This window comes from Variovorax sp. 22077 (assembly GCF_052044195.1).
GTDB lineage: Bacteria > Pseudomonadota > Gammaproteobacteria > Burkholderiales > Burkholderiaceae_C > Variovorax > Variovorax atrisoli.
In genome coordinates, this window is sequence record NZ_JBQEQC010000005.1 from 219,922 (window position 1) to 233,621 (window position 13,700).

The window sequence follows — 13,700 nt, forward strand, 5'->3', positions numbered from 1 at the left end:
GGCCGCCGGCTCAGGCCCTCCGCAAGTGCGGCCACGCCCACTGGCAGAGGCATAGCACCAATGCGCACAGCGCGCCGTACAGGTGCGCCTCGACCAGCACGTCGCCGCCGATCAGCGCGCGCTGTGCTTCCAAAGGCGGATGCAGCATCTGCCAGCCGATGCGTGCGATGACGGCAAGCAGGACGATCAAGGCCACGCGATCGCCGCGCCAGGCGCGTGGCGCCAGCACCCAGACGAAGAGCCCGTAGAGCACGCCCGAGAGGCCCGCATAGTTCGTGGCTCGAGGCGATGCGACCACCAGCAGGATTCCCACGCCGAGGGCCAGCACGACGATCGCGATGGCCCAGGCGCGCCAGCCGAGCGTGCCGGCCGCGAACGCGGCGCACAGGGCCAGCCCGCCAGCGTTCATCAGGCAGTGCGCCCAGCCCAGATGCACCACGTGCGCCGAGACAAGGCGCCAAGGCTGACCGCCGAGCACAGCGGCGCGCTCGTAGCGCAGCGCTTCGTACACGGGCTCGCCGCCCGCCTGCAAGGCCAGCATCAGGCAGGCGACGACGATGGGGACGAGCCAGTTGGCGAAGGACCGCTGTGGGAGAGATTGCACGGGGCGCAGCCCAGTCGGGGATTCGGTGAAACCTTGTTGTGGCCGAATTCTGCCCTTGGCCTGCGCCGGCTGCCAGCGCTCCGGTCGAGCGCGGCGAAGCTGGCGCATGGCACCTGCCCCTGCGGGCGTCGACGATGGCCGCGTACGCGGCCCTATTTGCGTGCCAGCGGTATCTGCAGATTGGTCGGCCGGTTCTGCTCGGTGTCGAAGCCTCGGCCGTCCACGTGGCGCGCCCCCCAGAACAGCAGGCCGTGCGAGACGTACACCAGGTCGTATTCCATGAAGTTCTTGCCAGCACTCAGCCCGAAGGGGGCGAAGTTCTTGCCGAAGACGCTCTGCGTCTGCCCCACCTCCCATTTGGCGTAGCCCTGGGCGGCCACCTGGTTGAGCACATCGGCAAAGGCCTGCAGCAGCGGCGTGACCTCGTAAGCCTCGTCGGCCACGAAGTCGACCTTCTGCGCGCCGGGGGCGATGGGGTGCTCGCCCTGCCAGTGCATGTGGCCCCTGATCAGGATCCTCGCCAGCAGCACCTTGCCGTAGGGATCGGCCGAGTTGGCGATGGCCAGCTCGAAACGATCGCCCGCCAACGCCTTGAACTCGCGCTTCAGATAGAAGGGCTTGAGCGTGCCGTCGGGGGCCTTCTGCGCACTGGGACGGATCTCGGGGGCGATGCTGATCCAGTCGCCCGCGATGGCTTGCCTGGTCTGTTCAACGGTCATGGGTGAAGCTCCTGCAAAGGATGAAGGGGAAGTGGAAGGGATCCCACCACAGGCGGCAAGGGCCAGAGCCAGGGGTACGCAGAGGAGAGCATGGCGACGAGCGGGCACGGTGTGTTCCTCGGACCGAAACTATGACGATCGTCATAGTAGCGCCAATTATGATGGTTGTCATATTTTTTGGGAACGGCTCGAACGAGGAAACAACGGCATGGCGGGTGACGTGCGCGACCGCATGGTCGAAGGAGCGATGGCGCTGCTGGCACAGCGCGGCTTGCAGGCCACCTCGTTTTCCGAGGTGATCGCGGCCACGGGAGCGCCGCGCGGATCGCTCTATCACCACTTCCCGGATGGCAAGGACCAGCTCGTGGCCGCGGCCGTCGACCGCGCCGGTGCCGTGCTGGCCGATGCGCTGACCTCCGTCGCAGGCGCCTCGGCCGAGGCAGTGGCCGAGCGTTTCCTCGCGATCTGGCGCGCCGTGCTCACGCGTTCGCAGTGCGAGGCCGGCTGCGCCGTGCTGGCCGTCACGGTGGCCACCGACTCGGCCGAGCTCCTCTCGCATGCCACCGTCGTGTTCCGCGCCTGGCATGGCCTTTTGGCGGACCTGCTGAGAAAGGGAGGCCTCCCGCCGGCACGCGCCCGCTCTCTCGCCATGATGCTGATCGCCTCGGCGGAAGGCGCGGTAGTGCTGAGCCGGGCCGACCAGAGCCTCGAACCCTTCGAGACGGTCGCGCAACAGCTGATGGCCCAGGTGCGCCAGGCGGCCGGTGCAGCTTGACGCTGGCCCACTGATGCCTGGAACCATGGCCAGGAGATGGCCTGCAGATACTGAAAAAGATGGATTGGATCCCCGTAGTCTTCGTTACCTTCAAGGTCCTCGTGTTCGGCGCGGGCATGTTCTTCGCCATCAAGTGGCACTATGAGCGAGGGAGAAAGGGAAAGGAGAAGCAGAGCACTGCTCTACGTGCGGGCAGCAAGGTGGCCGCAGTCTTCGTGCTGTCGCTCCTTGGTATCTCGCTCCTCGCCTTCGGGCTTGGCAAGGTGCTTGGTCTGGACCTGGCCCTCCCATGAAGGCGATGGATGGCCGGCCGATATCCGGATGCGGCAGATACCTGCAGGACCTCATTTCGCGCATGGCGATGCGAGAGAAGGTCATGAACTCCGAAGTGTGGAATCAACCGACCCTCACGACAAGGTCCATTGCCACTCCGTATTGAATCGAATCGGGACGCTGAAATCGATTCCTGCGCTTCAAGCCGGGCTTGAATCGAGCAAAAGGGACGTGAAGCTTTGCGCGAAAGCCGCCATCCAAGAAATCATGCGGCGTTCTGCCTCACCCGCATCCTGAATGGCTGCTACAGACTGGCGGCAATGCGTCTTATGGGCCGACAACGGAAGCCCGGCCACCCTCAAGCCGTCCTCCCCGGCAGGCAATCCCACTTCAACTCTTGCCAGCAACCAACCCCTTCACCCCACGCCTCCCCTCCCGAACCCAAACAACCACCCCCGAGATCAGAAAATACACCGCCCCCACTGCCGCATAGCCGGCAACCGTCTGCAGCACAGGTGCGCTCCCGCCCTGCTGCGCGACGAAGAAACCGCCGGCCAGCGCGGACTGCGCGCCGCTCAGCATCATCACCCACTGTCCGCCGCTGTCCTTGCGGCGGCGGATGGCGGTGGCGAGCTGGAGCAGGCCCGAGGCGATGGCCCAGGTGCCGAAGATCGCGAGGACGATCTGCAGGTTCATCGCGAGCGAGGCTGCAATCGCGAGCGTGACGAGGGCGCTGATCCAGATGTTGAAGAGCTGGGTTAGGTTGGCCTTCGCGCCGCCGGACATCCTGACGTCGAGCAGGTTCGCGAGGGCGTCCCACGCGGGGTAGGCGATCAGCAGCACCGCCGCCAATGCGGGCGACTGTTTCGCGAGGGTGAAGACCGCCGCGACCCACGCGAATGAGAAGGCGGCACGGACGAGGTAGTACTTGCGCAGCCAGGCGGCTTGCTGGGATTCGGTTTTCATGGCGTCGGTGTATGGCGGTTGTGGCGGAACGGCTGCAGGAGCCACGGATCGAAGGATTGCCGCTCGTCGAGAAAAGGAGCGAGCGGCACGGATGCGACGATTCTTCCGCGTCGTCGCCGCACGCGGTATCCGTCGGATGACCGACACGGGTCCATGAACTGTGCGATGCTGCGTCCCTGTCTGCCTGCGCCCGCAGCGACCCACTTCCCATGCCCGACGACACGACGACCATCACCGTTTTCGACGCGGTCCGCGCGCTGGCCTTCATCGGTGACCTGAGCATGGGCCAGCCGACCGACCATTCGCTGCGCACGGCCTGGCTTGCCGGGAAGATCGCGGAAGAAGCCGGCTGCGACGCTGACCAGATCGAGGCGGTGCGGCATGTCGCGCTGCTGCGCTGGTCGGGCTGCACCGCCAATGCCCAGGAGTTCGCCGACTTCCTCGAAGACGACGTGCAGGGCCGGCGCGCCCTGCTCGCGTCGCCGGCACCGCGCGTGCGCCAGCCGCCCATCGGCGGCCCGGTGCCCGACGCGGTACTGGCCATGGCGGACATCCACTGCGAGATCGCGGGCGACATCGCGAACACGCTGGGGTTGAGCCGCGAGACCGAAGCAGCCTTGCGCGCGGTATTCGAGGCGTACGACGGCAGCGGCATTCCCGGCGTGCTGCAAGGCAACGAGGTTCCGCTCGCGACCTATGTGGTGGCGCTGGCGAGCGATCTCGAAATCTTCGGCCGGCTCTATGGCATCGACGAGGCGCTCACGATCTCGCGCGGGCGTGCGGACAGCCTCTACCCGGCCTTGCTCGTCGACGCGAGCGCGCCCCATGCCGCTGCATGGATGAAGGAGCTGGATGCCCCCGTCGCGCCATGGGCCGAGCCCACCGAGCAGCCTGCCTCGATGCTCCGGCGCATGGGCCTGGAACTGGTCGGCGACGTGATCGACCTCAAGCTGCCCTGGATGACGGGCTACTCGCGCAGCGTGGCCCGGCTGGCGCGCGACTGTGCCGCGCAGCTCGGACTGGACGAGGCGGCGTGCCATCGCACCTACAAGGCCGGACTGATCCATGGCATCGGGCGCGCTGCGGTTCCCAATGCCGTATGGAATGCGCCCGAGCCGCTGCCGGCCTCGTCGCTGGAGCGCGTGCGGCTCGTGCCGTACTGGACTTCCCGCGCGGCAGGGCAGATCGCCGGCCTGGTGGCGGAGGCTGAGATCGCGTCCTTCGCCTTCGAGCGGCGCGACGGGTCGGGCTACTTCCGCGGCCGCTCGGGTTCGACGATGCCGCTGGAGGGGCAGATCGTCGCGGCGGCGCAGCAGTGGCAATCGCACCGCACCCGCCGCCCGTGGCGGGAAGAGTTCACTCAGACGCAGGCGCTCGACCGCATGCAGGAAGATGCCGCGGCAGGCCGCTTCGACGCGGAAGTCGTCACCGCGCTGCTCGCATGCGCGATGCCGGGCACGTCGCCGAAGCCAGCCGTGCAGGCGCAAGGCGATGCCTCCCTCTCACAGCGGGAGCTGGAGGTGCTGCGCTGCATCAGCCAGGGCCACAACACGAAGGAAGTCGCTCGCGTGCTCGGCATCAGCCCGAGCACGGTGCGCACCCATGTCGAGCGCCTGTTCCAGAAGCTCGGATGCACGACCCGCGCGGCCGCGACGCTGAAGGCCGCGACCCGGGGGCTCATCTAGCGGCCACGGCGGCGCGCAATGAACGCAGCGTGCCCTCGGCCGCCTCGATGCGCCGGCGCAGTTCTTCGTTGACGACGCGCACCAGCGCACTGAGTTCGGAGCGGCTGGAGCAGACCTCCTCCGCATCGTTCACGCGCTGGGGGCCGATGAGCCTTTCGAGGCCGGCGTAGGCGTGCCGCACCTCGTGCAGGCTCTAGACGTCGTCGCAGGCCTGCAGCGCAAGCGATTCGGCGCTGGTGGATTCGTAAGAGTCGGGGAATGAAGAGACACGCGCGGACGCGCGAGCGGATGCAGCCATGAATTGGCCTCCAAGACGTTCAGTTATTAAAAACAATGCCGCTGGCCAAGAGGCGCTTGCGGCGGCGTCGCAGAGGTGATTCGGGAGACCAAGCCCGGTCACGCCTTTTTTTGACGTGACGGGGCGCAGTATAGCTACGGAGGTATTCATAGCAGCGGGCCCAAACCGTCGATGCCCCTACTTCCGACGGCCTCATCCCGGAAGCTGGAACAATCCGGCCACCATGGACGGTCTGGATCTCATCAAAACATTTCGCGAAGTCGCCTTCCGCCGCAGCTTCTCCCGCGCGGCGATCTCGCTGGGCATGTCCAAGGCCACCGTGAGCCGCTACGTGGCCGAGCTCGAAACCCGCAGCGGCGTGCGGCTGCTCAATCGTTCCACCCGCGCCCTGAGCCTCACGGACGCGGGCCAGGTGCTGCTGGAGCGCAGCACCGAGCTGGTGACGATGGCCGAGAACACGCTCAACGACCTGCAGGCGCACGGCGCCCACCCGCGCGGGCGCCTGCGCATGAGCGCGCCGCACGGGCTCATCGCCGGCTGGCTATCGGACGTGATCGCGGGCTTCATCAAGCGCTACCCCGACGTGTATGTGAGCCTGGTGTTCACCAACGACGACCTCGACCTGATCGAGGAAGGCATCGACATCCACCTGACCGGCGGGCGCATCGACGACATGAACCTGATCGTGCGCCGCCTCGTGCAGTTCGACATGGTGGTGTGCGCGGCGCCTTCCTACTGGGCGCAGCGCGGCATGCCGCAGGTGCCCGAGGACCTGAGCCGCCACGACGTGCTGAGCTTCTCGGCCAAGCAGACGACCAACCTGCCCTTCGAGACCGATGGCGAGACTCACGAGGTTCAGGTGCACAGCCGCATGGAGGCCAACGACGCCGTCGCACTGATCGAGCTGGCGCTTCGCGGCGTGGGCGTGGCCTATGTGCCGGAGCCCCTGGCGCAGTCGCACCTGGAGCGCGGGGCGCTGGTGCCGGTGCTGCGCGAGCACATGCCGCGCGAGCACTGGCTGTACGCGGCCTACTCGCAGCGCCGCCACAACAGCGCCGCGATGCGCGCGATGCTCGACTATCTCGAACAGTCGATGGATGCGCTCACCGAAGGCCCTGCCCTGCCGCCGCCGGTGCCCGTGACGGTGGCGCCGCCGCCACCCGTCACATGCGCCCTTTCCAAGGCACAAGCCGGCGTTCGAGCCACCGCATCAGCAGGTCGAAAAGATAAGCCACCACCCCGATGACGATGATGCCCATGATCACGATGTCGGTGCGCAGGAAGTTCGACGCGTTCAGCACCATCTGACCCAGCCCCATGTTGGCCGCCACCATCTCGGCGGCCACCAGCGTGGTCCAGCCGAAGCCGATGGCGATGCGCATGCCCACCAGGATGTCGGGCAGCGCCGAGGGCAGGATCACGTGGCGGATCACCTGCATGTAGCTCGCCCCCATCGAATACGCCGCGTTGATCTGCTCCTGCGACGCACTGCGCATGCCCGAGCGCGCAGCCAGCGCCAGCGGCGCGAAGCAGCTCAGGAAGATCAGCAGCACCTTCGGCAGCTCGTCGATGCCGAACCAGATGATGATGAGCGGCAGGTAGGCCAGTGGGGGAAGCGGCCGGTAGAACTCCAGCGGCGGATCGAAGATGCCGCGCCAGAAGCGGCTCATGCCCATCGCGATGCCCACCGGAATGGCCGTGACGCAGGCCAGCAGGAAGGCCGAGAACACGCGGAACATGCTCGCCAGGAAGTGCTGCCACAGCGGCTTGTCGTTGGCCTGGCCGGTGAGGTATTCGTAGAACTGCTGGAACACCGCCTGCGGCGTCGGCAGGAACAGCGGCTTCACCCAGCCCATGTTCGTGACGAGGAACCACAGCGCCACCAGCGCGATCACCGTGACGATGCTGATCGTCAGGCTGGAGCCCTCGCCCGGCACCTTGAAGGAGCTGGTCTTGAGCTTGGTGCCCGCTGCCGGCGGTGTTGCAGGCGCCGGCGATGCGGTGGGCTTGGAGGGTGTTGGCGTCATGGCGACGGGGGATGCGATCGACACCTCAGACATGAGCGACCTCGCGATGATGAATGATCGAGAGCACCTCTTCACGCATGCGGATGAAATCAGGCTCCGACTTCACCTTGCGCGAATCGCCGTGCGAGAGGTACTGGCGCGAGAAGGGCACGTCGTCGTAGACGTGCGAGATGCGTCCCGGGCTCGGGCTCATCACGATCAGCCGGGTGGCCAGGAAAAGCGCCTCCTCCACCGAGTGGGTGATGAAGAACACCATCTTGTTCGACTTGGACCAGGCTTGCAGAAGAATCTCCTGCACCTGCTCGCGCGTGAACGCATCGAGCGCGCCCATGGGCTCGTCCATCAGCAGCACGGCCGGGTCGCTCGCCAGCGCACGCGCGATGCCCACGCGCTGCTGCATGCCGCCCGAGAGCTCGTACACCGCGCGGTCGGCGTACTTCTGCAGGCCGACGAGGCCGAGCTTTTCTTCCGCGATGCGGTCGCGCTCGGCCTTGCCCGTGCCGCCGAGCCGCAAGCCCAGCGCCACGTTGTCGCGCACGTTGAGCCAGGGCATCAGCGCGTGCTTCTGGAACACCACACCGCGGTCGGCGCCGGGGCCTGTCACCGGCTTGCCGTCGAGCAGGATCTCTCCGGTCGATGGCGGCAGGAAGCCCGCGATGCTGTTGAGCAGCGTGGTCTTGCCGCAGCCCGAGGCGCCGAGCGCGACGACGAAGTCGCCGTCGTGCATGGTGAGGTTCACCGGCGCCAGCGCTTGGAGCGTGCCGCCCTTGACCGCGTAGTTGACCGTCAGGTCGCGAATGTCGAGCGTGGGCATGTGGTGCCGCCCCGGTTCACTTGCCCATGGCCTTTTCGACGTACGCCGTCGTCACGTAGGCGCTGTAGTCGGGCTTCACCTCCTGCACCCGCCCCTGCTCCTTCAGGAAGGCGGCCGTGTTCGCCATCGCCTTGGCCGCGCCGCCGCCGAGCCATGTGGGCGAGACCTGCTCGGCCATGGTCGGGAACGAATACAGCGCCATCGCAGGGCCCACGTCCTTCGGGTCGGCTTTCGTCCACTTGGCCATCGCCTTGGTCTGCGGCGAATCTGGCGTCCAGCTCTTGCCGGTGGCCTTGTATTCCTCGTTCGCGCGGTTGAGCGCCTTCACGAAGGCGACCATGAAGGCCTCGTTGGCAGCCGCCCACTTGGCATTGACCACGATGCCTTCGAACGTGGGCGCGCCGCGCGCGCCGATGCTGCCCGAGGTGGCGATGGTCTTGCCCGTGGACTTGATCTTGGAGAGCACCGGGTCCCAGATGAAAGTGGCGTCGATGTCGCCACGCTCCCACGCAGCGGCGATCTCCGGCGGACGCATGTTCATCACGTTCACGCTCCGGGCGTCGACCCCGTCCATCTTCATGCCGGCCATGAGCTGGTAGTGCGCGGTCGACACGAAGGGCGTCGCCACCTTCTTGCCGGCCAGGTCCTTCATGCTGTTGATGCCCGAGGCGTTGCGGGCGACGAGCGCCTCGGCGTTCGCGATGTCGGCCGAGATCCAGAACAGCTTGATGTCCTGCCCCTGGCTGGCCGCGGCCGTCAGCGGGCTGGAGCCGGTTTCACCCATCTGCACGTCGCCTGAAGCCATCGCGCGGATCACGTCGCCGCCGCCTGCGAACATGCGCCAGTTGATCTTGTAGCCGGTGGCTTTTTCGACCTCGCCGGATTCCATGACGAGGCGCAGGGGGACAAGCATGTCCTGGTGGGCGAAAGTGACTTCCTTGGCCTGCTGGGCGGAAGCCGTGCCGCACAGGGCTGCGAGCGTGGTTGCCAGCACGGCGAACTGGAGGGGGAGACGGCGGGACATGGTCATCTGGGTGCTCCGGTGGGTGAATCTCGCCGGACTTTGCACCCATCGGGAGCAGCCAGGAAGTACCAGCGACTGTGTCGGCATGGAGCCAGTCGGTGAGTGAATACCCTTGTTGTGGTGCGTTCTGCACGGGGGAGGTGCACTTTGGAATCTGGCTGAGTTTGAGGGTTTGCTTCCCGAGGCCGGGTCTCGGCCCGGCGGCCGACCTACTTTTCTTTGCTTCGCCAAAGAAACGTAGGCAAAAGAAAGGCGACCCTACTGTCTGCGTCCCTCCGCTTCGCTACGGGCAACCTGCGGTGCTCGACGTCGGAGGGGGTCCGCAGAACTCGCTTCGCTCAAACAGCTGCGGCCCTTATCCCTCCTACGCCTGCGCTCCTCGGCGCAGCCAGAAGGGAGCGATCCGCGCCATCGCTTCGCTCGGCTACTGAATCGCCTGGACTGGCCTTCGCTTCGCTCGGCCGCGGATATGGGTCAAGAACTCATCCGCATGCACTTCGCCCACCGCACCCCTGACACGACACGCAGGTCCAACGACCTCACGGCCCCAACGTCGCCACCGCCTCATTCCAAGCCCAGCAGGCGCGGCCGAGCGCAGCAAAGGCCCGTACGTCTCCCCTCCCCTCTGGCTGCGCCGAGGAGCGCAGCGTTTCGCGGATCAGGGCTCGCCCTTGTCTGAGCGAAGCGAGTTTGGGCGAGACCCCGCGAAACGCGAGCACCGCAGGTTGCCCCGTAGCGCAGCGAAGGGGTCGTAGACAGCGGGGTCGCCATTCTTTTGCCTACTTTTCTTTGGCGAAGCAAAGAAAAGTAGGTCGCCTGCCGGGGCGAGTCCCGGCCTCGGGAAGCAACCCAATCTCAGTGAGTAAACCCGCCAAGAGATCGAACTTCACCACGAGCCAAAGCCAACTCCCCCACAGCCAAAGCCAACGCCCGAATCCCCGCAGGAATCTGCGTAGCCGCAATAGAAGACAACCTCAACCGAAAGAACGGACAAGGATAGGGAGGCCGAGCAAAGAACACATCGCCCGCTTCAATCAAGACCCCATGGCTGCGAGCCATCAGAGCCAGCTCGGTAGCGTCCACCCACGTAGGCGCCTGCACCCATATCGAGGCCCCGCCGGAAGGCAGCCGAAACTCGAAGTCGGGCAGGTGCTCCCGCAACGCCTGCGCCGCAATGGCCAGCCGCTCCTGCATCGCGTGATTGACGCGACGGGCATGCGACTCGTGATGCCCCAGCGAAAGAAACAGCGCATAGGCATGCTGAAGAAAGGCACTCGGATGCCGCACCATCGCATGCCGGATCACCCTCAGTTCCTTGATCAGGGCACGCGGCGCCACGATGAACCCCAGCCGCAGCGCCGGCGAAAGGCTCTTGGAAACAGAGCCCACGTAGATCACCCGCCCCGTCTTGTCCAGGCTCTTGAGCGCCGGCATCGGGGTGCCTTCATAGAGGTTCTCCGCCTCGTAGTCGTCCTCGATGATGACGAAATCCTGCAGCTCGGCCTTGCGCAGCAGCCACTGCCGGCGCTCCAGGCTGAGCGTGGCGGTGGTGGGGCTCTGGTGAGAGGGCGTGACGAAGAGGTAGTCGGCAGCAGGCAGGGCATCGACAACGAGCCCGTCTTCATCGACATCCACCTCCACCCACTTCGGCTGCCGCAATGAAAAGCTGTTGCGCGCGTGTGGATGCCCCGGCTCCTCCAGGCCCACGCGGGTCTGTTCGTCGAACAGGGCCTCGGCCAGCAGGTAGTAGGCGTGCTGCGCGCCCATGGTCACGAGGATCTCTTCCTTGAGGGCGAACACGCCTCGCTTGGGCAGCAGTCGCGTACGGATCTGCTCGATGAGGTCGGGAACGTCGTCGGTCTCGAAATCCGGCGTCCAGTGCGGCAGCTGCGAGCGCGCCAGGCTGCGCGCACAGCACTCGCGGAAGTCTTCGGTGGGAAACAACTGCGGGTCGTAGTTGCCGTATACGAAAGGGTACGGATAGTCGCGCCACTGGTCGGGCTTCGACAGCGTGGGCTTGTCGACCAGCGAGCGCAGCACGCGGCCCGACCAGTCCGGCGGCTGGCTGGCCTGGCCGCTGCGGCCCACCAGCGGTTCGGCGGGCACCGCGGTCAGAGGGCGGGCGCCATGCGCGACGAACACGCCGCTGCGCGGGCGCGCCTCCAGGAAGCCTTCGTCGATGAGCTGCAGATAGGCCGAAGTGACGGTGTTGCGGCTGAGCCCCAGCAGGGCGGCGAGTTCGCGCGACGAGGGCAGCGGCGCGCCGGGCGCGAGGTGTTCCTCGAGGATGGCCTGCACCACGCTGGCGCGCAGACGGGCTTGCAGAGGCAGCGCCGGTTGATCGGGCAGCGCGAACAGCTGCGCCCACTGGATGGCTCGCGGATTCGGGGGCATGGTGCGCCGCAGTTTAGGGCAGCCATGCCGGTCCGTGGCGCATTCGCGGCGCATCCGAGGCGCTCTGGCTCGGTCGAATCCCACCATCTGGCCCTATCGCGCGGGCAGGCCGCTGCCTACGCTTGCTCCATCGAATTCCTGAGCCTTCGTGCAGCCAACGCCATTTCCAACGCCATGCCTTCCTCGAATACCGCCACCGTGACCACCGACACCCTCGCCGCCTTCAGCGATGCCTGGAACCGCCACGACATCGACGCGCTGATGAGCTTCATGACGCCCGACTGCATCTTCCAGACCGCCGCCGGCCCCGAGGCCTGCGGCACGCGCCACGTCGGCACCGAAGCGGTGAGGAAGGCCTTCGCCGCCGCATGGGCCACGGTGCCCGATGCGCAATGGACCAACGGCGTGCACTTCGTGCATGGCGACTTCGGCACCTCGCAGTGGACCTTCACCGGCACCGCCGCCGACGGCAGCCGCATCGAGACCGACGGCATCGACGTCTTCACCTTCAGGGACGGAAAGATCCACCTGAAGAACGTGTTCCGCAAGGCACGGCCGAACCTGCCCGCCGCGAAGTGACACGCCGGCCTCCTTTCCCTTCCTTCGATTGGAGCCCCTCATGACCATGACAGGCACCGCACAGCGGGACAACGCCGGCACGGCCAGCATCGACGGCGCAGCGCTCCGCCAGCAGCAGCAAATGCAACAGCCCAAGGCGCCCTCCCGCCCCTACGATCCGCAATACGACCCGCTGCTCGCTCCCGACCCCGGCTCGGGCCGCGCCTACGCACCCACCTGGTGGGTGGCCAGCGCCGGCACGCCGCCGGAGGACGACGGCCCGGTCACGAGCGACATCGACGTGGACGTGGCCGTCATCGGCTCGGGCGCCACCGGCATGTCGACTGCGCTCTACCTCGCGCAGGAACACGGCATACAGGCCACGGTGCTGGAGGCCAACCAGGCGGCGTGGGGCTGCTCCAGCCGCAGCGGCGGCCAGGGGCAGAACGCGAGCGGCCGGCTCAAGCGCTCGCAGTGGATCGAGCGCTGGGGCCTCGACACAGCGAAGAAGCTCGACGCCGAGATCCGCAGCGGCTTCGAGAATTTCCGCCACCTCACCACGCAGATCGACTGCGACGCCTGCGACGGCGGGCATCTCTATCTTGCGCACCGCAAGGAGAAGCTGCCCATCCTCGACGCCGAGGCGCGGCTGATGCGCGAGAAGTTCGGCTACGCCACCCGCATGATGAGCGCGGAGGAGGTGCGCCGCGACTACTGCGACGAGCGCGAGACCGTGGGCGCGCTGTACGAGGCCGAGGGCATCGGCATCCATCCGCTGAAGTTCACCTTCGGACTGATGCGGCGTGCGCGCGCGCTTGGCGTGAAGGTGCACACGGCGAGCCCCGTGCAGGGCTGGGAGACCATCGACGGCGTGCACCACCTGCGCACGCCCGGCGGCGTGGTGCGCGCGCGCCGCGTGGCGGTGTGCACCGGGGGCTACACGGGGCAGGCGCTCAACCCGATGCTGAAGGACCGGATCATGCCGATCCTGTCGAACTCGGTGGTCACGCGCCCGCTCACCGATGCCGAGCTGCAGGCAACCAACTTCCGATCGAAGACCTTCCTGACCGACACGCGCACCCTGCGCTTCTACTACCGCCTGCTCGAAGGCAACCGGCTGCAGCTGGGCAGCCGCAGCGCGGTGACCGGCGCCGATGCCGAGGGTGCGGTGCACCTGAAGCTGCTCACCGACGCGATCGCACGCAAGTTCCCGCCGCTGGCGGGCATCCGCATCGACTACTCGTGGTGGGGCTGGGTCGACATGAGCCACGACATGATGCCGCGCATCACGCAGCCCGACGCAAGCAAGAGCATCTGGTACGCGGTGGGCTACGGCGGCAACGGCGTGTCGTTCTCGACCTGGGCCGGCAAGCGGCTGGCCGAGCGCGTGGCGGGCAAGGACGCGGGCCGCGAGGTGTTCGAGCTGCCCATCTACCACTCACAGCTGCCCTTTCCCAACGTGATGGGCATGGTGGAGTCGCGTGCGTTCGCGCCCTTCCGTCGCGTGGGGCAGCGCATGCTCTACAAGTGGTATTGGCTGCGGGACGAGAAATAGAAAGGGAT

The 13,700-nt window shown here is 66.8% G+C and carries 14 protein-coding genes; 6 read left to right on the top strand and 8 right to left on the bottom strand.

All coding sequences use genetic code 11. The annotated features are described in order from the left end of the window. Positions 1–10: 10 nt before the first annotated feature. Positions 11–604, bottom strand: coding sequence for a rhombosortase (rrtA, locus tag ACTJLF_RS09330; RefSeq protein ID WP_020723112.1), 594 nt, complete (start codon positions 602–604; stop codon positions 11–13). A 152-nt stretch (positions 605–756) separates the two neighbouring features. Continuing rightward, complete coding sequence (locus tag ACTJLF_RS09335; RefSeq protein WP_019655188.1) at positions 757–1,323, bottom strand: hypothetical protein; 567 nt, start codon at positions 1,321–1,323, stop codon at positions 757–759. A gap of 208 nt (positions 1,324–1,531) precedes the next feature. Here ACTJLF_RS09335 and ACTJLF_RS09340 point away from each other — a divergent pair, with 208 nt between their 5' ends. Together ACTJLF_RS09340 and ACTJLF_RS09345 are read left to right on the top strand one after the other, a co-directional pair. Beyond that, positions 1,532–2,098, top strand: a complete 567-nt coding sequence (locus ACTJLF_RS09340) for a TetR/AcrR family transcriptional regulator (RefSeq protein WP_019655187.1) — start codon at positions 1,532–1,534, stop codon at positions 2,096–2,098. A gap of 59 nt (positions 2,099–2,157) precedes the next feature. After that, on the top strand, positions 2,158–2,391 hold the full coding sequence (locus tag ACTJLF_RS09345; RefSeq protein ID WP_019655186.1) for a hypothetical protein: 234 nt from the start codon (positions 2,158–2,160) through the stop codon (positions 2,389–2,391). A 370-nt stretch (positions 2,392–2,761) separates the two neighbouring features. On the opposite strand, the gene ACTJLF_RS09350 is transcribed toward ACTJLF_RS09345, so the two are convergent. Continuing rightward, entirely contained in the window at positions 2,762–3,337 is a 576-nt protein-coding gene (locus ACTJLF_RS09350) for a DUF308 domain-containing protein (protein WP_019655185.1), read from the bottom strand. Positions 3,338–3,546: 209 nt separating this feature from the next. On the opposite strand from ACTJLF_RS09350, the gene ACTJLF_RS09355 reads away from it, so the two are divergent. Then, complete coding sequence (locus ACTJLF_RS09355; RefSeq protein ID WP_019655184.1) at positions 3,547–5,022, top strand: HD domain-containing phosphohydrolase; 1,476 nt, start codon at positions 3,547–3,549, stop codon at positions 5,020–5,022. Here ACTJLF_RS09355 and ACTJLF_RS09360 read toward each other — a convergent pair. Then, positions 5,015–5,203, bottom strand: coding sequence for a hypothetical protein (locus tag ACTJLF_RS09360; RefSeq protein ID WP_019655183.1), 189 nt, complete (start codon positions 5,201–5,203; stop codon positions 5,015–5,017). The genes ACTJLF_RS09355 and ACTJLF_RS09360 overlap by 8 nt on opposite strands. 340 nt (positions 5,204–5,543) lie before the next feature. On the opposite strand from ACTJLF_RS09360, the gene ACTJLF_RS09365 reads away from it, so the two are divergent. Further along, the gene (locus ACTJLF_RS09365; protein ID WP_019655182.1) at positions 5,544–6,566 is read left to right on the top strand and encodes a LysR family transcriptional regulator; all 1,023 of its coding nucleotides are present in this window, start codon (positions 5,544–5,546) and stop codon (positions 6,564–6,566) included. On the opposite strand, the gene ACTJLF_RS09370 is transcribed toward ACTJLF_RS09365, so the two are convergent. The 4 genes from ACTJLF_RS09370 to pdxR form a co-directional block, all read right to left on the bottom strand. Beyond that, positions 6,484–7,380, bottom strand: a complete 897-nt coding sequence (locus tag ACTJLF_RS09370) for an ABC transporter permease subunit (RefSeq protein ID WP_126185247.1) — start codon at positions 7,378–7,380, stop codon at positions 6,484–6,486. The two genes, ACTJLF_RS09365 and ACTJLF_RS09370, sit on opposite strands and share 83 nt — an antisense overlap. Next, entirely contained in the window at positions 7,373–8,161 is a 789-nt protein-coding gene (locus ACTJLF_RS09375) for a taurine ABC transporter ATP-binding protein (RefSeq protein WP_440882945.1), read from the bottom strand. Before ACTJLF_RS09375 ends, ACTJLF_RS09370 begins: the two co-directional genes overlap by 8 nt. A 16-nt stretch (positions 8,162–8,177) precedes the next feature. Then, positions 8,178–9,191 carry a taurine ABC transporter substrate-binding protein gene (gene tauA, locus ACTJLF_RS09380; protein WP_126185249.1) on the bottom strand — a complete coding sequence of 338 codons (1,014 nt, stop codon included), beginning with the start codon at positions 9,189–9,191 and terminating at the stop codon, positions 8,178–8,180. 849 nt (positions 9,192–10,040) lie between these two features. Next, positions 10,041–11,579 carry a MocR-like pyridoxine biosynthesis transcription factor PdxR gene (gene pdxR, locus ACTJLF_RS09385; RefSeq protein ID WP_019655178.1) on the bottom strand — a complete coding sequence of 513 codons (1,539 nt, stop codon included), beginning with the start codon at positions 11,577–11,579 and terminating at the stop codon, positions 10,041–10,043. Between the two features lie 174 nt (positions 11,580–11,753). Here pdxR and ACTJLF_RS09390 point away from each other — a divergent pair, with 174 nt between their 5' ends. Then, positions 11,754–12,158: a nuclear transport factor 2 family protein gene (locus ACTJLF_RS09390; RefSeq protein ID WP_126185250.1), complete on the top strand. Its 405-nt coding sequence runs from the start codon at positions 11,754–11,756 to the stop codon at positions 12,156–12,158. A gap of 121 nt (positions 12,159–12,279) precedes the next feature. Beyond that, on the top strand, positions 12,280–13,692 hold the full coding sequence (locus tag ACTJLF_RS09395; protein WP_126185355.1) for an NAD(P)/FAD-dependent oxidoreductase: 1,413 nt from the start codon (positions 12,280–12,282) through the stop codon (positions 13,690–13,692). Positions 13,693–13,700 lie beyond the last annotated feature (8 nt).

Bases quoted from the DNA above. Each gene is read 5' to 3' on its own strand.
- ACTJLF_RS09335 (WP_019655188.1), bottom strand. From the start codon at position 1,323: ATGACCGTTGAACAGACCAGGCAAGCCATCGCGGGCGACTGGATCAGC.
- ACTJLF_RS09340 (WP_019655187.1), top strand. From the start codon at position 1,532: ATGGCGGGTGACGTGCGCGACCGCATGGTCGAAGGAGCGATGGCGCTG.
- ACTJLF_RS09345 (WP_019655186.1), top strand. From the start codon at position 2,158: ATGGATTGGATCCCCGTAGTCTTCGTTACCTTCAAGGTCCTCGTGTTC.
- ACTJLF_RS09350 (WP_019655185.1), bottom strand. From the start codon at position 3,337: ATGAAAACCGAATCCCAGCAAGCCGCCTGGCTGCGCAAGTACTACCTC.
- ACTJLF_RS09355 (WP_019655184.1), top strand. From the start codon at position 3,547: ATGCCCGACGACACGACGACCATCACCGTTTTCGACGCGGTCCGCGCG.
- ACTJLF_RS09365 (WP_019655182.1), top strand. From the start codon at position 5,544: ATGGACGGTCTGGATCTCATCAAAACATTTCGCGAAGTCGCCTTCCGC.
- ACTJLF_RS09370 (WP_126185247.1), bottom strand. From the start codon at position 7,380: ATGTCTGAGGTGTCGATCGCATCCCCCGTCGCCATGACGCCAACACCC.
- ACTJLF_RS09375 (WP_440882945.1), bottom strand. From the start codon at position 8,161: ATGCCCACGCTCGACATTCGCGACCTGACGGTCAACTACGCGGTCAAG.
- tauA (WP_126185249.1), bottom strand. From the start codon at position 9,191: ATGACCATGTCCCGCCGTCTCCCCCTCCAGTTCGCCGTGCTGGCAACC.
- pdxR (WP_019655178.1), bottom strand. From the start codon at position 11,579: ATGCCCCCGAATCCGCGAGCCATCCAGTGGGCGCAGCTGTTCGCGCTG.
- ACTJLF_RS09390 (WP_126185250.1), top strand. From the start codon at position 11,754: ATGCCTTCCTCGAATACCGCCACCGTGACCACCGACACCCTCGCCGCC.
- ACTJLF_RS09395 (WP_126185355.1), top strand. From the start codon at position 12,280: ATGCAACAGCCCAAGGCGCCCTCCCGCCCCTACGATCCGCAATACGAC.